The sequence below is a fragment of the Nitrosospira sp. Nsp18 genome (genome assembly GCF_900103145.1).
Lineage (GTDB): Bacteria > Pseudomonadota > Gammaproteobacteria > Burkholderiales > Nitrosomonadaceae > Nitrosospira.
Genome location: NZ_FMWY01000034.1, coordinates 19,534 through 40,435, shown reverse-complemented (window position 1 = coordinate 40,435; position 20,902 = coordinate 19,534). Strand labels below are relative to the sequence as shown.

At 52.8% G+C, this 20,902-nt stretch carries 14 protein-coding genes and 1 riboswitch; of the genes, 6 read left to right on the top strand and 8 right to left on the bottom strand.

Annotated elements, in window-relative coordinates:
* The first annotated feature begins 116 nt into the window (after positions 1-116).
* Genes BLS94_RS13055 through BLS94_RS13040 form a run of 4 tightly spaced genes read left to right on the top strand, consistent with a single transcriptional unit; the run spans position 117 to position 6,214 of the window.
* A complete protein-coding gene (locus BLS94_RS13055) occupies positions 117-803 on the top strand; it encodes a LexA family protein (protein ID WP_256325434.1) in 687 nt (228 codons plus the stop codon).
* Positions 804-815: 12 nt separating this feature from the next.
* Positions 816-1,523, top strand: a complete 708-nt coding sequence (imuA, locus tag BLS94_RS13050; RefSeq protein ID WP_090961791.1) for a translesion DNA synthesis-associated protein ImuA — start codon at positions 816-818, stop codon at positions 1,521-1,523.
* Positions 1,524-1,536: 13 nt separating this feature from the next.
* Positions 1,537-3,039: a Y-family DNA polymerase gene (locus tag BLS94_RS13045; RefSeq protein WP_090961789.1), complete on the top strand. Its 1,503-nt coding sequence runs from the start codon at positions 1,537-1,539 to the stop codon at positions 3,037-3,039.
* A gap of 43 nt (positions 3,040-3,082) precedes the next feature.
* Positions 3,083-6,214 (top strand): error-prone DNA polymerase, encoded by a 3,132-nt coding sequence (locus BLS94_RS13040; RefSeq protein WP_090961809.1) that lies wholly within the window; start codon positions 3,083-3,085, stop codon positions 6,212-6,214.
* 507 nt (positions 6,215-6,721) lie between these two features.
* Here BLS94_RS13040 and BLS94_RS13035 read toward each other — a convergent pair.
* Complete coding sequence (locus BLS94_RS13035; protein ID WP_090961806.1) at positions 6,722-7,516, bottom strand: PEP-CTERM sorting domain-containing protein; 795 nt, start codon at positions 7,514-7,516, stop codon at positions 6,722-6,724.
* A 608-nt stretch (positions 7,517-8,124) separates the two neighbouring features.
* Here BLS94_RS13035 and BLS94_RS13030 point away from each other — a divergent pair.
* Positions 8,125-9,876: a hypothetical protein gene (locus tag BLS94_RS13030; protein ID WP_090961787.1), complete on the top strand. Its 1,752-nt coding sequence runs from the start codon at positions 8,125-8,127 to the stop codon at positions 9,874-9,876.
* Positions 9,877-9,969: 93 nt separating this feature from the next.
* Here the strand turns inward: BLS94_RS13030 and BLS94_RS13025 are convergent, their stop codons facing one another.
* The 4 genes from BLS94_RS13025 to BLS94_RS13010 form a co-directional block, all read right to left on the bottom strand.
* Positions 9,970-11,097 (bottom strand): homoserine O-succinyltransferase MetX, encoded by a 1,128-nt coding sequence (locus tag BLS94_RS13025; RefSeq protein ID WP_072767990.1) that lies wholly within the window; start codon positions 11,095-11,097, stop codon positions 9,970-9,972.
* Positions 11,098-11,440: 343 nt separating this feature from the next.
* The gene (gene ptsP / locus BLS94_RS13020) at positions 11,441-13,168 is read right to left on the bottom strand and encodes a phosphoenolpyruvate--protein phosphotransferase (protein WP_090961785.1); all 1,728 of its coding nucleotides are present in this window, start codon (positions 13,166-13,168) and stop codon (positions 11,441-11,443) included.
* Positions 13,165-13,434, bottom strand: a complete 270-nt coding sequence (locus BLS94_RS13015; RefSeq protein WP_090961783.1) for an HPr family phosphocarrier protein — start codon at positions 13,432-13,434, stop codon at positions 13,165-13,167. Before BLS94_RS13015 ends, ptsP begins: the two co-directional genes overlap by 4 nt.
* Complete coding sequence (locus tag BLS94_RS13010; RefSeq protein WP_090961781.1) at positions 13,434-13,829, bottom strand: PTS sugar transporter subunit IIA; 396 nt, start codon at positions 13,827-13,829, stop codon at positions 13,434-13,436. Before BLS94_RS13010 ends, BLS94_RS13015 begins: the two co-directional genes overlap by 1 nt.
* A gap of 420 nt (positions 13,830-14,249) precedes the next feature.
* Between BLS94_RS13010 and BLS94_RS13005 the strand changes: the two genes are divergently transcribed.
* Positions 14,250-16,292: a spermidine synthase gene (locus BLS94_RS13005; protein ID WP_218124810.1), complete on the top strand. Its 2,043-nt coding sequence runs from the start codon at positions 14,250-14,252 to the stop codon at positions 16,290-16,292.
* Between the two features lie 65 nt (positions 16,293-16,357).
* On the opposite strand, the gene gshB is transcribed toward BLS94_RS13005, so the two are convergent.
* The 3 genes from gshB to BLS94_RS12990 all read right to left on the bottom strand — a co-directional run bounded on the left by gshB (position 16,358) and on the right by BLS94_RS12990 (position 20,479).
* Positions 16,358-17,308 (bottom strand): glutathione synthase, encoded by a 951-nt coding sequence (gene gshB / locus BLS94_RS13000; protein WP_090961779.1) that lies wholly within the window; start codon positions 17,306-17,308, stop codon positions 16,358-16,360.
* A gap of 104 nt (positions 17,309-17,412) precedes the next feature.
* Entirely contained in the window at positions 17,413-18,720 is a 1,308-nt protein-coding gene (gshA, locus tag BLS94_RS12995; protein WP_090961777.1) for a glutamate--cysteine ligase, read from the bottom strand.
* Between the two features lie 130 nt (positions 18,721-18,850).
* The gene (locus tag BLS94_RS12990; protein WP_090961775.1) at positions 18,851-20,479 is read right to left on the bottom strand and encodes an AAA family ATPase; all 1,629 of its coding nucleotides are present in this window, start codon (positions 20,477-20,479) and stop codon (positions 18,851-18,853) included.
* Positions 20,480-20,788: 309 nt separating this feature from the next.
* A riboswitch (glycine riboswitch) is annotated at positions 20,789-20,897 on the top strand.
* Positions 20,898-20,902: the final 5 nt, after the last annotated feature.

Here is a 20,902-nt window from a genome sequence, read left to right as displayed (position 1 = left end):
CACTCTTTACCATATCAAGGTCTCCTTTTCGGTAACCTTCAATATGGCGCAACGTTATTTCTCAGAATACCTTTCGGTTACATTTAATTCGGCGCCATTCGTCAACATGGAGCGGCTTGAATAGAGAACGATTGTTCTCTATAATAAGAGCAATCGTTCTCTATTCAGCGCTCGTCATGCAGCAACTCGACATTTCTTCTTATCTTGGCAAGCTTCAGGATTACTACGCCCAAGAAAGAATCATACCCTCAACAACTCAATTATCTGTGCTATGGAACGGAAAGGCCCGTTCCTGGACCCACCGGATCGTTCAGCGTTTAAAAGAAGAAGGTTTTCTGGAAAATGGTCCGGGCGGAAGATTACGTCCGGGACCTCGCTTTTTCGAGCGAACGGTCGGGCATAGGGTCCGTGCAGGGTTGCCTCAAGAGGCTTTTGACGTTCAGCCTGAATTATTGCGCATAGATGATTATCTTATCGAGAAGCCTTCTCAAACCATTCTGTTTCCCGTCAAAGGCGATTCGATGATTGATCTGGGAATACTCGAGGGCGACATGGTGGTTATTGAGCGCAGCGATTCAGCTTCACCTGGTCAAGTCGTATTGGCTATTGTAGATAACGAATTCACTCTCAAGGTTCTGGCCAGGGACAAAGAAGGCTATTACCTGGAAGCACGTAATGATAGGCGAAGCGGGGATTACCTGCCTATCCGCCCTGAGCAGAAGCTGGAAATCTACGGGTTTTATGTTGGCCTGTTTCGAAAAGCTCCTGCTTCCAGAAACCGCATCGGCTCCAACCGTGGTTAATGGAACTTTGCCATGTCGACGCTTGCCTCTCCACCCTCGGCGCCGCTATCGCTTTCACAAATCGAAACTCGATTTAAAAACAGGATATGGCGGGGTGACGCATCAGGATCTTCGGCTGATCCGGTTGTTTCCAGTGGTTTTGATGAACTGGACAAAGCTTTGCCTGGAGGGGGATGGCCTGTTCACAATCTGACGGAATTGCTGCTACCGGCAGAAGGACTGGGAGAAATCAGATTACTGGGTCGACCGCTTGGACAGCTCACCGGGGACGGGAGGAATATTCTATTGGTTGGTCCACCTTATATTCCTTATATGCATGCGTGGGAGAACCTGCATATTGATAGTCGGCGCATTGTAATTGCCAGAGTTTACAAACCCGACGAGCGATTATGGGTACTTGAACAAGGGATCAAAAGCGCCGCTTTCGGAGCGGTTATCGGCTGGTTGCCCGAATCCAGCCTGCAAACGACGCGCAGATTACAGGTTATCGCGCGGACGGCTGCCAGTCTGATTTTCTTGTTCAGGCCGGCAAGCGCGCAGTTTGAATCCTCCGCGGCCCCACTCAGAATATTGCTCGGTCCGGTAGCACAGCATACTCTTTCTGTGCGTTTGCTGAAACGGCGGGGCGCCCCGGCTGTATTGCCCATTTATATTGTCCTCCCCCAGATCAAGCCCTTCCTGGGCTCCGCTGTATCCAGACCTGCTTTAGCCCACTGTTGAGCCTTGGATCACAATGCTGTGGATCGCTCTATATTGCCCAACATTATCACTTGACTGGATAGAACGCCGGTTTCCTGCCGCACTGATCCCCGCAATGGCGGTGACTGTTCGCAAGGGTAATCAGGCTTATATCCAGCAGGCCAATAAGGCGGCGCAACAATGGGGAGTAACGGCTCATCAACCCTTGGCAAGTGCCCTGTCTCTTTTTCCCGACTTGGTGGTATTGGAGCATGACCCGAATGAAGAAATGAAAGCGTTGCAGGAAGCTGCGTATGCCGCTTTGCGTTTCACCCCCAATATTGTGATGCAATGCAGCGGCCTGATCGCCGAAGTTTCCGGAAGTTTGAAGCTGTTTGGCGGCCTGAAAAAATTGTGCCGATTACTCAACCGGGCAGTGGCTGCACAAGGCTTGCAACTCTGCGTGGGTGCGGCTCCCACTGCCAGGGGAGCATGGCTTCTCGCACAGTCCGCACCACCTCAAACCGTCATCAATGGCGCAGGGACTAAATTCCACTCATTGATCGACTTCTTGCCCGTCAGTTTGCTGGAGTCGGCCCAGGCTCATCTTGAGGTCATTCGCGGAATAGGCTGCAAAACGCTGGCTGATTTACGGAAATTGCCTCGTGGAGGAACAGCACGTCGATTTGGTACGGGCCTTCTAATGGAACTGGATCAAGCTTACGGCGACTCACCAGATCCCCAAAAATGGTTTGAAGCACCAGAATATTTCCAGCAAAAGATGGAATTAATGACGCAAGTTGAAAATGTCGGAATGTTGCTGCTTCCCGTACAGCGGATGATCGAGCAAATGTGCGGTTGGCTGGTTTCACGCTATGCGGCAGTTTTAGCGTTCTCACTCATTCTGCATCATGAGCATTCTGCCCGGCAGCCACACCGATCCACGCCTATCAACATACGGCTTTCCGAGCAAAGTGATGACCCCGATCATTTAATGATCTTGCTGCATGAACGCCTGGAGCGTACAAAATTGATGGCTCCGGTTTGCGGATTGGAACTGATAGCGGACGAAATAACAGCGGGAATAGAGGCTAATCTGGAACTGTTCCCGACCGCGCAATCGGAAGCGACTTCATTAAGCCGGTTTATTGAAAAACTTTCGTCCCGCCTGGGGCCGCCAGCCATCACCAGTCTGCAAGCTGTCTCTGACTATCGGCCGGAATGCAGTCAAAGATTCAACGCTTCAGGAATAGGTGGATTTTCATGGCGGGGAACGCATCGGGACAGAATTCCATCGGAATTAATCCGTCCTGCCTGGTTAATGGAAAGACCGCTGGAACTGAAGTTGCAACGTCAGCGGCCAGTTTATGGGTCGCTGTTGAAATTAATTTCAGGACCGGAGCGAATCGAGGCAGGCTGGTGGGACGATGACGCGATCACGCGCGACTATTTTATTGCGGAAAATAATCTTGGCCAATTGTTATGGATTTACTGCGAGCACGACCCAGCAGGGGGAAATAAGAAAAAAGACTGGTATTTGCAGGGGCTGTTTGGATAAATTGGCTTTGCCTCTATCCCGCATTCTACTATTCGGTATTCACTTGGATATATATTCTTCCCCTCCTTCCTACGCTGAACTGCACTGCTGCTCCAGTTTCAGCTTTCTGAACGGCGCTTCCTTTCCGGAAGAGCTGGTTGAACGCGCGGTAAGCCTGGGCTATAGCGCCCTGGCCATAACGGATGAGTGTTCCATGGCCGGGGTCGTGCGGGCCCATTCAGAAGCAAAAAAAGCCGGCCTCCATCTTCTCATCGGAAGCCAATTTATCCTGGAGGATGGGCTACGGCTGGTCTGCCTGGCCATGAATCGGGAAGGCTACGGCAATCTATGCGAACTGATAACGCTGGCAAGACAGCGTGACAAGAAAGGGGCCTATCGTATAAGCCGCGCAGATTTCGAAAGCTGCCCTGATGCGCCCCATCTCGCTCTATTGCGAGATTGTCTGATTTTATTGATTCCTCGCTTTACACAAACGGAAGCCTGTCTGGTAAATGACATGCGCTGGGCACTGTCACTATTTCCTGGCCGCTGCTGGGCTGCTGTCGAGCTATTGCTTCATGCCGGCGAGGATCACCTGCTCGAACGAATACGGCAGGGTGCGGCTATCACCAGAATGCCGCTCGTGGCTGCAGGCGATGTCACTATGCATGACAGTTCTCGTAAGCCCTTGCAAGATACGATGACGGCCATTCGTATCGGCAAGCCGCTTTCCGAATGCGGCTATTCTCTCCAGCCTAATGCGGAACAGCATCTGCGTACAAGATTGCAATTGGCGGAAATCTATTCGCCGCAGCTCTTGCAGGAAACTATTTCGATTGCAGCACGTTGTACTTTCTCGCTGGACGAGTTGCGCTATGAATATCCGGATGAGTTAGCAGGAACTGGCGAGACGTATGCCGCCTATCTGCGACGCATGGTCGAGGAGGGCATGGCAAGACGGTTTCCCGAAGGCGCCTCGGTCAAAGTCAGGAAACAGGTCGCATATGAATTGAAGCTGATCGCCGATCTGAACTATGAGCCCTATTTCCTGACGGTATTCAATATCGTAAATTTCGCCCGGTCGCGCGGCATTCTCTGCCAGGGACGCGGATCGGCGGCCAATTCTGCGGTCTGCTATTGCCTGGGTATTACCGAGATTGATCCGGAGCGCAGCAGCCTGCTGTTTGAGCGGTTTATTTCAAAAGAACGCCATGAGCCTCCTGATATCGATGTCGATTTCGAGCATCAACGCCGGGAAGAGGTCATTCAACATATCTATCAGAAATATGGCCAGGATCGTGCTGCGATAGCAGCAACGGTAATCACATACCGTACACGCTCGGCGGTCCAGGATATCGGCAAAGCGCTGGGGCTCGATGTCGAACGTATCAAGCGGTTATCCGGTTCTTTTGCCTGGTGGGACAAGACCTCGGATATTGGTACGCGGCTCATTGAAAACGGCTTCGATCCCGATAGCTCCATCATCGGGAAGCTGATTCAACTGATCCCGGCCTTATATGGGTTTCCACGTCACTTATCGCAGCATGTAGGTGGTTTTGTCATTACCCGCGACAAGCTGTGCCGCATTGTCCCCATCGAGAACGCCGCCATGCCGGATCGTCGCATTATCCAATGGGATAAGGACGATCTTGCAGCGGTAGGACTGATGAAAATCGATGTGCTCGCGCTGGGTATGCTATCGGCCATCCGTCGCACGCTCGATCTGGTTTCTATACGGCACGGCAAGCCATTCCAGATGCAGGATATCCCGGGGGAAGATAAAAAAACCTTCGACATGATTTGCAAAGCTGACACCATCGGCGTTTTCCAGATCGAGTCCCGGGCACAAATGTCCATGCTGCCGCGCTTGAGGCCCCGGAATTTCTATGATCTGGTAATAGAAGTCGGCATTGTTCGTCCAGGGCCGATTCAGGGAGGCATGGTGCATCCTTATCTACGCCGCCGCCAGAACCTGGAGCCGGTCAGCTATCCAAGCGAGGAAGTCAAAACCGCTTTGGAACGAACTTACGGGGTCCCGATTTTCCAGGAGCAGGTGATGCAATTGGCAGTGCTGGCTGCTGGCTTTACTCCGGGCGAGGCAGACCAGTTGCGCCGTTCCATGGCCGCCTGGAAAAGAAAAGGAGAGCTCAGTTCTTTCCATAAGAAAATAATCGAGGGAATGACCAGCCGAGGCTATACCCTCGATTTTGCTGAACGGATCTTCCGCCAAATCCAGGGTTTTGGCGAATATGGGTTTCCGGAATCTCATGCTGCAAGCTTTGCCCTGCTGGTTTACGTATCGGCCTGGCTTAAATGCCACGAGCCCGCTGCCTTCCTGTGTGCCATGCTGAACAGCTTGCCCATGGGCTTTTATAGCGCGTCGCAACTGATCCAGGATGCGCAGCGGCACGGCGTTCAGGTCAGGCCGGTGGACGTAACAATCAGTGACTGGAATTGCACGCTTGAAGAACAGATGGATAAATCTTTTCAGCTCGCTGTCCGGTTGGGCCTGAATAGGGCGAAAGGGATTGGCATTAAAGCTGCCCGGCATATCGTTGAGGCAAGAAAAATCTCACCATTTGAAAATACGAGCGATTTGGCAAGCCGCGCGTCCTTGAATACCGCTGAGATGCGCTCCCTCGCTCACTCCGATGCGTTACGGGCTCTGTCGGGTCATCGACGTCAGGCTTTATGGGCGGTCGCATCCCACATAAAACAACTGGATCTGATGCGAGACGTCCCCGTGAGGGAGACGCTGCCCAACATTGCCGCCGCGCGTGAAGGAGAGGAAATTACGGCTGATTACGCCAGCACGGAGCTCACTCTGCGCAGGCATCCCCTTGCCTTGTTGCGGCCGAAATTGACCCGAATGAATTTACATTCGGCAATGGAACTGGACAGTTGTCCAACGGGGCGGTTGGTTCGAACAACCGGCATTGTGACCTGCCGCCAGCGTCCTGGAACGGCAAATGGAGTAGTCTTTGTTACGCTCGAAGATGAGACCGGGATAACGAACGTTGTGGTATGGAACCAGCTTGTCCGGAAACAGCGCCGTGAAATATTAAACTCAAGGCTTTTAACGGTGTATGGGGTATGGCAACGTGAAGGCGAAGTTAAACATCTGATTGCCAAGCGACTGGTAGACCATAGCCATTTGTTGGGTAATCTCATGGTGGAGAGCCGGGATTTTCATTAACCCATGAATCCGGTTCTCTTAAAAGCTCTTCTTTTGAAGACTATATTCAGCTGAAATTGGCAAAAGTTGTACGCATACATAGAAAACAGGGAAAGCTCGCAGCCACGCTAGCTTCGGTTTACAAATCCTTGAGATGCTAAATGACGCCAATTCGGAAAAACCCGAAAGGACCATGGAAGCGATGCTTCATATGAAGAAGATGGATATTGATGAACTAAGGCGTGCGTATGCTGGATAATTTTTAGCGGGCAAAAGTTGTGATATTGCCACATAAGGCGTCCTACAACTTGCTACAGGATGATGTCTGACCCGCTGCGCGTTATTGGCCGATCTTCTTCGCGTTACAACATACGTCCGACGCCGAATCGAAGGCCGGATCAGTGCCGGATGCATTTCATTCTGAAGCGAACTCCTCGAAGTACGCGCTGAACCGGAAGAACGCAGACAGGATCAGTGATGACTGGAAAGCTGGGCTTTATCAATCAAGACGCCTGGCATTCGCCTCATCTACCAGGCCTGCCTCGATTTGCGCCGATGAACGATAGTACCCATCAGCCCCAGGCCTGCCAGTAGCATGGCGTAGGTTTCAGGTTCGGGTACCACGCCTGCCACTAAGGTGCCAGTAACGCCATACTTATTCAGGAGATGCGGATTGGCGATATCCTGGGCCAGATAATCCGATCCTCCCACGAACACCGAATAATCACCTGCGGCGAGATTCATGAAAGTGTGCGAAACCTTGCCATCGGCTACACCGTCGAATCCGGGGACCGTTCCTGTTCCGTCGTAAGCATGGCTAACATATTTAAAAAAGCTCAGGGCAGCGGGTAAATCTTTTACCGGATCGGGCGCATTGCCGATTTTCCAGTCATTCAATGCTCTGAATGAACCTTCGGTGTCAGCGGGCCGGTATGCCTTTGAGATATCCGAAGAATCGTAATCCGCTCCGATCGGCGCAACATGCGCAAGCCCCTGATAGAGTGAAAAACCGGGTATCAATCCATCGAGCACGAGAGCAGCACCCCCTGTTGCGGTGTAAACCTGGCTAGCGAACGAGAGTGTCACATCTGTCGGACTCAGTAAAGTAAATCGGTAAGCCAGTGTTTTATGCGCATCGCCGTAGTCTGCATCCGTGCCGTCAATCCAGCCGTAATTACCGGTAACTGCCTGATTTGATATGCTGGAAACAGCGTAAGTATTATCGAAAGCACCAAAGTTGCGGTTGGTATAGCCGACATGAGCTAATGCCGGCAAGGAAGTCATGCCAGCAAGGAAAAGTGCATATCCGAGGTTTTTTTTCATACGTAGTCCCTGTTTATGAATAATATTAAATGTCATTAGGATCGGCATGCCCGTTGGCGGAACCGACTCGACTGAGCATTCATTATCCATATCAATAAATCAATGTGGCATATTGCCGCATGTGGCAAATTGCCGCAGGCCAATAACGGCAGCAATTTAAGCTATCCAGCGTGAACGTACTGAATTCCATGACGGCTCCCGCTTTATCCCAAAGGTTATTATTTATCGGGGCATACATGGGTACAACAGCCGCGCTAACTGGGGTTGGAAAGCCGAAAATAAATGAGCACTACTCCCGTCCTGCTCGCATTGCCAATAGAAAAATTCCGGTAGGCTGTGCGTTCGATAGCGCACCGAATGACACAGGGAGAAGGAGTATTTATTACGGCGCAGGAATGGAAAGCTATCGATGGCGAAAGAAGGCAGACTGATCACCCGTTGAGACGTGGGGTGACGTTGAGGACCTCCATTATCTTCGCGGTTAGCCCCAACAAAGGGGGCGGAGGACACTTCCGCAAGGTCGAGGGGTCGTACCAAGCCGATCCGATTTCGAATCAACTATGCATTACACGGCCTCCCTCTAATCCTCGCTATAAAGGAGTCCTAATATGTCGATCGCGGTCACCCAACGGGGCTTCGAGCCCTCCCGTTCCAATGCCAACCTCCATGAAGTCGTCTTTACCCAAGCATCTGTCCGCCGGAAGGGCATTCGCCGGTTGTTTACCATCCCGCTTTATGGCGACGGCCGCGGTACCGAAGCCACCACCCTGGTCGCACCAGGCGTTAAAACGCGTGACGGGGAAACTCGGGACCTGGTTATTCACGCCATCATGTCCGACTACGTGGAAGCCCACGACGCGACGACCGGGCAGCCCATCTGGCGCCAAAAACTGGGTGTGGCGATAAGGGGCAGCAGGGCGATTGACACCTACCTGATCAACGATCACTGGGGTTTCCTGAGCACCGGCATCCTCGACCTCGCTGATGGCGCCTGGGGCGGTGTATCGTGGTCTTCGCCGGATGGCAGCGTAGCGAAGGCCAGCTTCTGGTTCCACTGGATCAGCATTGTGGATGGATCGCATCTGGCTCCTCCATTGAGCCTGGATGGAGCTATTTACCATCCGGGTGGCGGCATTCCCAGCCAGAAGTTTTCGAGCGCGGCCCGCAAACAGCGATGCGGCCTTGCTATAGGGGCGATTGATGGTGCGAAGACGGTTTTCATCGCGGCCGGCTCCGTCTCCGAGAGCCTTGCGAGCAACCGCGGCTGGGTGATCGCGGTAGACGTAACCACGAGAGGCATCACGAAGATCGCGGCGGCCTGGTCCTCGACCGCAAGGTATTCGGGCGGCGGCATCTGGATGGGTGCCCAAGCGCCGGCGGTGCAGGGCAACAAGCTGTATCTCATGACCGGCAATGGCGCCTTCGATCCGCCTACGGATCTTGGCGAGTGCCTGGTGGAGTTGCAGTATGATCCTGCTACGACGACGACCGCCGCCCGGTTGCATGCCACAGATTGGTTCGCCCCATTCAGCGACGCAGCGCGTAACGGCAACGACCCGACTCTGCCGGAGCCAAAGGGAGATGGCAATGATAACGATGACGGCGCCAGCAACACGAACGCCTTTACGGATATGGACCTTGGCTCCGGCGGCTTGGGCATAATACCTGAGCTAGCCTGCGCGATCGGGGCGGGCAAGGATGGCATCGTCTATATCTTGCGACTCGGCGCGTTCGGCAAGACGCAAAATGAGGACTTTGCACCTGCGAGGATCGCCAGCAACTACGCGAAGGCGAAATATATCGCCTGGTTCACGTTCTTTCCCGGCTTCGACATCAGTCCGGCTCCAGCCGACATGACCAGGCTTAACAAGCTGTTCGACGGCAAGACGCATCACCAACACTCGACGCCCGTGGTCTACAAGTCGCCGGTACACGGATGGATGGTGTTCTGCTGGGGGGAAAATGCGAACCTGCGCGCCTGGAAGGTGAATGCGAACCTTACCCTGACTTTCCTGGCATCGAGCGACGAAACGGCATCGCCGAATACAGGAGGCGTAGGCGGGATGCCGGGCGGCATGATCAGCCTGTCGGCCAACGGTTCGACACCGGGTTCGGCAGTGTTATGGGCATCGGTACCCTATGGCAACGCCAACTCGGAGATTACCAACGGTCGTCTGCTGGCCTATGACCCGGAGAACTTTGTCCCCCGGGGCGACGGTTCATCGCGCATCCAGAAGCTGTGGGACAGCCAGGACTGGGCGCTGGCCTATGTGTTCAATAAATTTCTGCCGCCAACACCTGCGAACGGCAGGCTCTATCTGGCCAACTACTCGGGCGGAGTTGATGTTTATGGCCTCTGATCGGAGATAGCTTACTAAAAGACGCAATGAGCCACCCAGTCTTTTACCACGGCACTCGACCCTGATTCGTATGACATGAGCGCTGCAACCGGCTCACGTGGCAATATTGTCCATATAAGCGCGCACCAGCTTGTGATAATGACGATCTTCCATCAGGAAGGAATCATGTCCATGGCTGGAGGTGATTTCCGCATAGCTGACATTCAGCTCGTTATCCAGCAACGCCCTGACAATAGCGCGGGAGCGCTCTGGCGAAAAACGCCAGTCAGTGGTAAATGACAGCACCAGGAAATTTGCCTTGGCAGCGCGAAATGCCGCACTCAAATCGTTGTTGTGCTGGTGCGCCGGGTCAAAATAATCCAGCGCCTTGGTCATTAGCAAATAGGTGTTTGCATCGAACTGATCGGCGAATTTATCCCCTTGATAGCGCAGATAGGATTCTATTTCGAATTCCACGTCAAAACCGAATGCAAGCGCCCCGTTACGCAACTCACGCCCGAATTTCGCGGCCATCGCGTCATCCGATAAGTAAGTAATATGCCCCAGCATGCGCGCGAGCCGCAGACCCCGCCGCGGCACTACGCCATGGGAATAGTAATCCCCGCCGTGAAAATCCTGATCGGTGATGATGGCTTGGCGCGCCACATCGTTAAAAGCGATGTTTTGCGCAGTCAGTTTTGCTGCAGCGGCAATAATCAATGCGTGCCGCACCCTATCCGGAAAATCAAGCGTCCATTGCAACGCCTGCATCCCGCCGAGGCTGCCGCCTGCCACTGCGGCGAACTGATCAATGCCGAGGTGGTCTGCCAATCGCACCTGTGTTCTTACCCAATCTTCCACTGTCACTAACGGAAAATTCGCGCCATAACATTTACCGGTCTTTGCATTGATGCTTGCGGGTCCGGTAGAACCATGGCAGCCGCCAAGGTTGTTGACCCCGACTACGAAAAACTTGTCCGTATCGATGGACTTACCCGCACCGATCATATTATTCCACCAACCACCGCTCTTGGGATTGTCCGCATAAACACCCGCGAGATGATGATTACCGGAAAGCGCATGGCAAACCAAGACTGCGTTGGATCTGGCTGCGTTGAGTTGGCCGTAGGTTTCATAAACCAGCTCGTAATTCTCGAGCACGGGTCCGCTTTTTAAATGCAGAGGTGTGTCGAAACGCGCGGTTTGCGGGGCGACGATGCCAATCGAATCGGAATCTTGCATTAACGTGAAAGGATCGTCAGCAGAATTTTTTAGGGCTAACAGTCTGCAAGTACATATTCCGGGGCACGCCAGGTAGAATAAATAAGACCGACATTGATTTCCTGCATCGCACGGCTAAAAACTCAGCATGACCCGGAAGGTTAACAGAGGACATGTATTAACACTATCGGGAGCTGACAGTGACAGTCAGCCAGCTCCGCGTCGCAGGAGCATGCCTTCCATTCCACAAAAACGTTTCTATACATATAGTTCCATCTTTTGCGCCAGCCTATTTCATGTGGCTGCTAAGCCAGTTTATCTGGCCGGTTCAAGTTGACCGGTCTAAATCTTTTGCAGGTATAAATCAGCCGTTCAGCTTTGTCAATAACCCGTGAATTCTCTCCGGATCATCGGCTTTAAGTATTTTTTGCGCAAGCGGTATGATATCAGGCAGATTACTTCTCAATACCTCTCGTTTCACGGTCAGCAGTTGCGCTGGGTGCATGGAAAACGTCCGTAGCCCAAAACCGAGCAGAAGCCGGGTAAATACGATGTCTCCCGCGATCTCGCCACAGATTGCCACGGGTACTCCGGTTCGGTTGGCGGTACGTATGATGTGAGCCACCAACCGCAGTACTGCAGGGTGCAGCGAGTCGTAGAGGTGTGCGACAGAATCATCGGCACGGTCTATGGCTAGCGTGTACTGAATCAAATCGTTGGTCCCGATGGACAAGAAGTCCAGCTTGCGCATAAAAACATCGAGGCATAGCGCTGCGGCGGGAATCTCTATCATACCGCCTATTTGTATTTTCTCGTCGAAGGGAATCTTTTCCATGCGCAAGCTTTGCTTGGCGTTTTCCAGCAAATGCAAGGTCTGAGCAATTTCCGAAACGCTGGAGAGCATCGGCACCAGCATACGAATCTGGCCATAACGGGAAGCGCGCAGAATCGCACGCAACTGCGTATTGAACATTTGAGGTTCAGCTAAACTTAGGCGAATAGCGCGCAATCCCAACGCCGGATTGGCAGCTACGCGCTTTGCATTGTCAAGATTCTTGTCGGCGCCCAAATCAAACGTACGTATCGTTACCGGCATTCCCCGCATTTTTCGCGCCACGGTACGGTAAGCTTCGAACTGTTCGTCCTCCCCCGGCAAGCTATCGCGATTGAGGAACAGGAATTCGCTGCGAAACAGCCCAATGCCTGTGGCTCCGTTTTCCTTTACCTGTTCGACATCTTGAGGTAGTTCTATATTGGCTTGCAACTCCACCGCTGTACCGTCAAGAGTCGTGGCAGGTGTCGTCTTGATGCGCCTCAGCTTCTGTTTTTCCAGTTCAAGTTCGTTCTGGCGAAGCCGGTATTCCGTCAGCACATGCTCGTCAGGGCCCACTATTACCACGCCCTGAGTACCATCCACGATGAGAATATCATTGTCGCGGATCAATCTGCGCGCGTGATGAAGCGCAACGATAGAAGGAATGTTGAGGCTGCGTGCCACAATAGCCGTGTGCGAAGTCAAGCCGCCCAGGTCAGTCAGGAATGCGGTAAAACGGTGCTGCTTGTACTGAATCACATCAGCGGGGCTTAGATCATGGGCAACCAGAATGCTGTCGCCATCATGCTTCAATGGCGCCGGAACGTAACCCGGGTGCCCCAGCAAGATTTTCAGCACGCGTTCGACCACCTGGATCACATCGGTCTTGCGTTCGCGCAGATAAGGATCTTCAATCTCTTCAAACTGCGCCATTAATACACCCATTTGCTGGGTAATAGCCCACTCGGCATTGCACTGGTTCTGGGCAATATAAGTTTTAGCAGCGGTGGAGAGGGTGGGATCGTCCAGAATCATCCGGTGCAATTCAAGAAATGCGCCATATTCCGGGGCGGCGGGGCCGCTGACCACAGAAGCATTCAGCGCTTCAAGCTCTTCACGGACACCATTGAAAGCGATGTCGAGCCGGGATATTTCATTGCTGACTTGATCCTCCGGCACGATGTGATGCGCCACCTCCAGTGCGGCGTGCGAAGCGAGATACGCATGCCCTATGGCAATGCCGCTGGAAACGCCCACTCCGTGCAGCACAAAGCTCATTCGCTTTCCCCGAAGCCATCCTCGATCAAGTTTACCAGCGCCTGCATGGCCTCGGCCTCGTCCGTACCGGTTGTTTCAATGCCCAAGGTAACGCCCTGATTTGCAGCGAGCATCATCACGCCCATAATGCTTTTCGCATTGACTTTACGACTGTCCCGCGATAGCCATACTTCGCTACGGTATCGAGAGGCCAACTGCGTGAGCTTCGCGGACGCACGCGCATGAAGACCCAATTTGTTCAGGATTTTGACCTCCTGGTATTGCATTATGTTGGTCCTGTATCAATACGAATGACGCCTTCTCTGCCGCCGGATAGCGCTTTCTCGGCTACGGCTGAGAGTGGCTCGTTGCGATAAGTAAGCGCTCGCACCAGCATCGGCAGATTGACCCCGGCAAGGCATTCCACACTGCCGGGTTTAACGAGCCGGCTGGCGATATTGCATGGCGTTGCACCGCAGATATCGCTCAACACCAGCACGCCATCACCGCGATCGAGTTGTTTCACCAATTCCACCGCTTTGGGCATGACGACGTCGGGGTCATCCTGAACGGTAATGCTCAGGTATGTCAACTGCTCGGATTTTTGACCCATGACGTGGTTAACGCAATGGATAAGACTGTCACCCAGATTGCCGTGCGAGATAATTAAAATTCCGATCATGTTCTGCCCTGCTGTTGACAAATGCTAAGAGGGGTGACGCGCCATTCTAGCATTGTCGGCATCACGCGGCTGACCGGATGTAGAGCCTGCCCATCTGAGAATTATCGGCAGATTCGCCCCCCGGCCTCGATAGCCTCGATGCATCGGAAATGAGCAGGGAAACGACGGCTTGGCAACATCAGATTGGTCGCCCTTTTTAAGCCCACTTCCGCTTGACCGGAATTATTCAACAAACTTGTAATAAACCGACTAAAGTAAAACGACGTACATCAAGCTTGCATGACTAATATCTCTGTATGACGATATCTTCTGCGGGAACAGGCGGCAAAAACTGGGCTGTATAAGTTGTATGAGGCTGAGGACCAAGGTCGCAACTGTAAGGTTTTATGAGTGGCCTCCGATTTCCGCGGGGAATGGCGCATGAATTCAGCACAAAAATCGATGACGATGGCACTTTTTGCCGTCACCATCTTTTCCAGCGCGTTCCTGTTGTTCCTGGTTCAACCGCTCATTTCCAAGCATATTCTGCCATGGTTTGGCGGTTCGGCTGCTGTTTGGGCAACCTGCATGGTATTTTTTCAGGTAGTACTGCTAGCAGGGTATGCGTACTCCGACTGGATTACGCGGCATCTCAAGCCTCTCTATCAGGTAACACTCCACGTTTCCTTGCTTGCCGTAAGCCTGGTCTTCTTGCCCATCATACCCGATCCGGCATGGAAGCCCTCCGGCACGGAAGATCCCGCGCTTTTGATACTGGTTCTCCTGGTAAGTACGATTGGCCTTCCCTATTTTTTGATATCGACTACCGGGCCACTTATTCAGGCTTGGGTGACTCGTACGCTCATCGGTACTCACGTCTATCGATTCTTCGCATTATCGAACCTTGCCTCATTGCTGGCTCTGGTGAGCTACCCATTCCTCATCGAGCCGCGAACTTCCCTTCATTTACAGGCCTATGCGTGGTCTGATGTGTATGCGCTATTTGCACTCCTTTGTACTGCTTCCGCTTTCTATTTTTTTCGCCACGCCCGGGTCCTGACGGCAGAAGCTTCTGCTCTGAGCCATAAACATGAAAGCGGATGGAAACCACGCCTGCGCGACTATCTGTCGTGGCTCGGTCTGTCCGCGACAGGCTCATGGCTTCTGATTGCGATTACCAACCATATCACCCAGAACATCGCCGCCATCCCCTTCCTGTGGCTCCTGCCGCTCACCATTTATTTGCTCACCTTTGTTCTCTGCTTCGAAAGCGACCGATGGTATGTTCGTTCGCGTTTCTTGATGCCCACCGCGGCATTTATTATTACGTGCGCTTATGGTTTACAAGGTGGCATTGGTTACAATGTGAAGACCGCCATTCCCTTATACGCAGTAGGTCTATTCTTCTTTTGCATGTTCTCTCATGGGGAATTGGCGCAGATGCGACCTGCGCCTAGATATTTGACGCGGTTTTACCTCATGATTTCCCTCGGGGGCGCACTCGGTGGAATCATGGTTGGGCTCGTCGCCCCGCGTGTTCTTCCCGCATATTACGAGCTAGGTATTGGATTCATCATTATCGCCTTGTTGGCGCTTTCTCTCTTCCGGGAGCGCAAGCTATTGCCTGCTGGAGCTGCCTGTATTGCATTGCTGTGCGGATACTTTCTCTTTGCGCAGATATCCGATGATTTAAAGGATGCTCGCAAGATGGAACGCAGCTTTTATGGAACCTTGCTGATCCTTGATAAAAACTACGATAATCCAGCGGACAACATTCGCGAACTCCATCATGGTTCGGTAAATCACGGGGGACAATATCTCGCCCCGGATCGCCGGTTTGAACCAACGACCTACTATGGGCCCACCGCCGGAATTGGTCTTGCCATCGCTCACACCAGATCGCAAGATAAAAAGGTAGGGGTAATCGGTCTGGGCGCAGGAACCCTTGCCGTGTACGGCCAGCCCGGGGACATTTATCGTTTTTATGAGATCAACCCTCAGGTGATCGAGCTAGCCCGAAGCGAATTCACCTTTATCAGCGACAGTAAGGCTCGCATCGAAATTGTGCAAGGTGATGCGCGCTTGTCATTAGAAAAAGAGAAACCCCAAAGATTCGATGTGCTTGCGGTAGATGCCTTTTCAGGCGATTCCGTTCCTATACACCTCATCACGCGAGAGGCTGTGGCGATCTATCTGCGCCATATGAATCCGGACGGTATCATTGCCTTTCACGTTACCAATACTTTCCTATCGCTTGCCCCTGTGGTGCAAAAAATCGCCGCGGATCAGGGATTGCAGTCAGTGCTGATCCATGATGAGGCAAAGAATTCACCGTTGCGAAAAACTGATTGGGTATTGATAGCCAAGGATAAGCGAGCCTTGCAGCCAGGGCCGATTCGCGAAGCTACGAGCTCGATTAAACCGCTCTTCGGCCTTGCTACCTGGACTGACGATTTCAACAACCTGTTCGACGTGCTCAAATAGAACAAGCCTCCTTAGCAGGCTAAGGAGGCATAGCGTAGCGGTGGCTGCAATCCGTATTCCGTTTTTTACGAGTATGCTTTTTCAATCGCATCCAACATCATCCCTGCTACGTTGAAGCCGGTCTGATCAGTAATTTCCGTCATCCCTGTCGGACTGGTGACGTTAATTTCGGTAAGGTAGTCACCGATTACGTCCAACCCGACAAGCATTAAGCCCTCATCATATAATGCGGGACCTAATGCTTCGGCAATTTCCCGATCGCGCCTCGTAAGTGGCTGCGCTACGCCCCTGGCGCCTGCGGTAAGATTGCCGCGGGTCTCACCCGGCTTGGGAATACGCGCCAGCGTGTAGGGCACGGGCTTTCCCGCTATCAGCAGAATACGCTTGTCTCCCTGGTTGATTTCGGGAATGTAACGCTGAGCCATGATCGTGCGTGTACCGTAATGCGTCAAGGTTTCTATTATCACGCCTATGTTATGATCAGCGCTGTGAATGCGAAACACGCTCGCACCACCCATGCCATCCAGTGGCTTGAGGATGATATCGCTGTATTCAGCAAGGAAATCGCGAATCAGGTGTTCCTGCCTTGTCACCAGCGTAGGCACAGTGTATTCCGGAAACTTCGCTATCGCGAGCTTCTCATTATGGTCCCGCACTGCTCGTGCACTATTGATGACATGAGCGCCGTGGCTTTCAGCCAACTCAAGCAGATAGGTACTATAAACATACTCCATGTCAAAAGGCGGGTCCTTGCGCATCAGCACCGCGTCAAATTCCTGCAGGAGCGTTTCTTCCGGTTCAGCTGTCCGATACCACGGACGCCCTTTATCAGTCTCACTCGTTAATTGCAGGGCTCGCGCGAGTCCTATTGTCTCGCCACCTTTCCACACCAGATCGCCCTGCTGCATGGCAAATAGATCATGGCCGCGGAAAACCGCTTCGCGCATCATGGCGAAGCTCGAGTCTTTATATGTTTTTATTGAATCGAGGTGGTCGAGAACGAAGGCGATTTTCATAAATTATGAACCCTCGGTTACGCTAGCGGCATACAAAGGCGAAACCAGTTTTTCCAGAACGCGTCTGCAAGCTCAGCATTCTGATGAAATGGTTGAAGAAAGAATTATGGCGTCACGCTAAGCGACAAAGCCTCGATTCGCCCTTCGCTTTTTTCCAGCTCTTGCGCTGCCGCGAGCAACGCGAGGCGCGCTATCACGCCATAAGCGTAAAATCGGTTGGGGCTACAGCCTGGCCGGGCTTCACGATCCGGCATAAGACAGGTATCTTCAAAGGCTAACGGTACGAACTGCATACCTGGAGCATTGAGGTTCTCGTCGACTCCACGGCTGGTGTGGACCCGGTAGAATCCGCCCACCACGTAACGGTCGATCATATATATTACAGGTTCGGCTACCGCTTCATTAATGCTCTCGAACGTGTATACGCCTTCCTGCACCATGACTTCCGTCACCTGCAAGCCCTCTTTCACGACCGCCATCTTGTTGCGCTGCTTACGGTTAAGCGCGCGGACTTCGGCACCATCTTTCACGGTCATGATACCCATGCCATAGGTGCCGGCATCGGCCTTGACAATGACGAAGGGGTCTTCCTTGACGCCATATTGCACATATTTTTCCCGAATGTCGCTCAGGATCTCGTCTACGGTATTTGCTACGCAGTCTTCGCCTTTCTTTTCGCGAAAATTGATCTTGCCGCAAGCGGCAAAATAGGGATTGATGAGCCACGGGTCGATGCCGATCAGGTCGGCGAATTCTCGCGCCACGTTGTCGTAAGCTGCGAAATGCTGCGATTTGCGTCGGGTCGCCCATCCTGCGCGAAGGGGTGGAACGACGGTCTGCCCGAGATTTTGCAGAATTGCCGGTATGCCTGTCGAGAGATCGTTGTTGAGGAGCACGACGCACGGGTCAAAGCCTTCTATCGTCACGCGATCCCCTCTGCGCTGGATCGGTTCCAGCGTAAGCTTGCCGCCATCGGGCAAATTGATCACAGTGGCTGCGGTAATCTCTGGTAACAAGGTGCCAATGCGAATATCCATGCCGGCATGGCGCATGATGGCTTGCAACACTCCCAGGTTTTGCAGGTAAAAAATATTGCGCGTGTGGTTTTCCGGGACCAGCAGCACACTGCGCGCGCCGGTACATATTTTCTCAACTGCCGCCATCATTGCCTGTACGCACAACGGCAAAAATTCAGGGTTGAGATTGTTGAAACCGCCGGGGAACAGGTTGGTGTCCACGGGCGCCAGCTTGAACCCGCTGTTGCGTAAATCCACAGAGCAATAAAACGGCACTGTATGCTTTTGCCACTCATTGCTCAGCCAGTGCTCAATGGTGGGCATGGCATTGATGATGCATGTCTCCAGATCAAGGATCGGGCCGGTCAAGGCAGTGGCAAGATAGGGAGCGGGCATGAGTAAAATGATGTTTAACGGACAGTTACCATTGTAGCATCACGTATTGCCGCGCCCGCGGCTATTGGAAATGGCCGCGCCGTGAATATCGAAAACACAAGCATTTGGAAATTTCCATACAAATACGGGATCAGTGGAGGTCGCTCAAGGCAAACAAGGCCGGTTGAAACGAGCTTTGATATTTCTCTGGAAGTCCTGCCACCGCCGCGTCGGCTTCGTCACGGCTGGGATAAATGCCATATGTGACGATAAACTTGGCCTGATCCCCGTTACTTACTGGGTGGACATAGAGATCGGATAAATCAACCTGACTCCGTGCACGTAGCAGAAATCGTTCCATACGGTCGGGCTGTATGTTTTCGGTGGCGAACAACTGGATCGTATAGAAATTCTTATCCGTCTTGCGCATGGTGTTGGTTGTCACTTCAAGTCGCTGCTCCAGCAATGCATTTCCCGCCAGCTCAACGCCGGCAATATGCGTTCTGGCAGTGCTGCGTTGTCCGATCTCGGCAGCGGGCTTACTCTCTGCGGAAGGTGCTATCCCTGCCACAGCTTCGGGAGGAGCAGGCGTAGAGGCAACTGCCGAAACTGAGCGGGAAATGCCGGAAGGCGCTGCTGCAGCCGCTGAAACTGAAGGGGGAGTGCTGGGAGGAATCGATGTGACCATCGTGGAATATACGGGTCCGGGTGCGGGAATCGAAACCGGCGCTGGCGTTGTTGCTTCAAGCGGCATCGAAGCAACTAGCGAGGTAATCTCCGGCGAAGGGGAGCGAATATCATGCCAGCCCAACACGCCCAGCGCTACGACCGCGACCGTAGAAAACACGGCCACCGCATCAACTGTGCAGTGGCCCAGAAAAACTCGCCATTGTTGCCAGCTTCCGCCGCTGGAGCTGCGCTTGATTCCTGAATCCTCAACGGCTGCGTTGACCTGATGCGCATCTACTTCGCGGGTTTCGGCGATCGATGCCGCCAGGAGGGATTTATCCGCGAGAATGTCTATCTGTCGAACAAGCCCGCCGGAAGCCCTTGAAATCAATTTTACCGCCTTAGCAGAAAAAATATCGGCGTGGGGATAGCCCGCCGTACCCACGCGGCGCACCAGATATTCTTCAACTGCTTTAGTATTAAAAGGCTGCAGGGCAAAGCGATGAGTGACGCGGTCGTTAAGCCTGCGCATCTGTGGCGAAGCCAACTTGTTTTCAAGTTCAACCTGGCCAAACAGGACGATTTGAAGCAACTTGTGACGGGGCGATTCCAGGTCATACAGGGCCAATGCCTCTTCAAGTACTTCCGCAGACAGGATATGAGCCTCATCCACGAGTAACACGACTTGTCCGTTGCCGGCATGTTTCTCGGTCAACGCACGTTGCAGTTCTTCTATCGCACCAGTGGCCCGCACAGCGGTAGTAGCGCTTTCAGTGCCTCCGGGATTTAATTCATTCATGATCGAATGGAGAAATTCTTCTCGCGAAAAATCCGGCTTGGCGAGATAAACAGCTTGCATTTGTGCAGGCAATCGCTTTATCAGTGACCGGCATAGCGTGGTTTTACCGCTGCCGTCAGCGCCGATGACCTGAATGATGCCCTCTACCCCCTCACCATGTGTAAGCACATAAATGAGCGCATCCAGCGTCGCGCCCCGGTTGGCTCCCTCGTAAAAAAAATCGGTGACTGATGAATCGGCAAAGGGCTGCTCAGAAAACCCAAAATGGCCAGGATACATTTTTACCTCACGTTCATAACACCCCGTTATCATGGATAAATCGCTGCCTCGTCTGGATATAAGCAGCACAAAGGTTCGAATTTAATCGCTGCCGGGCTTGAATAAGATACCATTTTAAAGTCAAAACACGTTGATTCACTTATTTAGAATTGCAGGCAAGAACAGTTCGGCCATGTGATATGCCTTGTCTTGATCCCGGCTGCTGGAGTATAGTTCGAGTCTGCTATTTATTTATATCCAAGCGGAAGAGTGCGCCGGTTTCATCGGCGCCGCCGAAGGCGCAACCCCCCGGAATCGCTCAGGCGTGGAGCAGGTCATCCTGATCCCTGAGAACCGCTTGTGAAAAGGCAATCTGGAGAGCGCCGGCATTGAGTTGGCCACCGAAGGGGCAGACGGAATAGAGAAACAGATATTCCGTAATCTCTCAGGTAAAAAGGACAGAGGGGTGAAGTCATG

What these genes read in the sequence shown, in the direction of transcription:
- BLS94_RS13035 (WP_090961806.1), bottom strand. Translation starts at nt 7,516, where the DNA reads ATGAAAAAAAACCTCGGATATGCACTTTTCCTTGCTGGCATGACTTCC.
- gshA (WP_090961777.1), bottom strand. Translation starts at nt 18,720, where the DNA reads ATGCCCGCTCCCTATCTTGCCACTGCCTTGACCGGCCCGATCCTTGAT.
- BLS94_RS13045 (WP_090961789.1), top strand. Translation starts at nt 1,537, where the DNA reads ATGCTGTGGATCGCTCTATATTGCCCAACATTATCACTTGACTGGATA.
- ptsP (WP_090961785.1), bottom strand. Translation starts at nt 13,168, where the DNA reads ATGAGCTTTGTGCTGCACGGAGTGGGCGTTTCCAGCGGCATTGCCATA.
- BLS94_RS13005 (WP_218124810.1), top strand. Translation starts at nt 14,250, where the DNA reads ATGAATTCAGCACAAAAATCGATGACGATGGCACTTTTTGCCGTCACC.
- BLS94_RS13030 (WP_090961787.1), top strand. Translation starts at nt 8,125, where the DNA reads ATGTCGATCGCGGTCACCCAACGGGGCTTCGAGCCCTCCCGTTCCAAT.
- BLS94_RS13025 (WP_072767990.1), bottom strand. Translation starts at nt 11,097, where the DNA reads ATGCAAGATTCCGATTCGATTGGCATCGTCGCCCCGCAAACCGCGCGT.
- gshB (WP_090961779.1), bottom strand. Translation starts at nt 17,308, where the DNA reads ATGAAAATCGCCTTCGTTCTCGACCACCTCGATTCAATAAAAACATAT.
- imuA (WP_090961791.1), top strand. Translation starts at nt 816, where the DNA reads ATGTCGACGCTTGCCTCTCCACCCTCGGCGCCGCTATCGCTTTCACAA.
- BLS94_RS12990 (WP_090961775.1), bottom strand. Translation starts at nt 20,479, where the DNA reads ATGATAACGGGGTGTTATGAACGTGAGGTAAAAATGTATCCTGGCCAT.
- BLS94_RS13015 (WP_090961783.1), bottom strand. Translation starts at nt 13,434, where the DNA reads ATGCAATACCAGGAGGTCAAAATCCTGAACAAATTGGGTCTTCATGCG.
- BLS94_RS13010 (WP_090961781.1), bottom strand. Translation starts at nt 13,829, where the DNA reads ATGATCGGAATTTTAATTATCTCGCACGGCAATCTGGGTGACAGTCTT.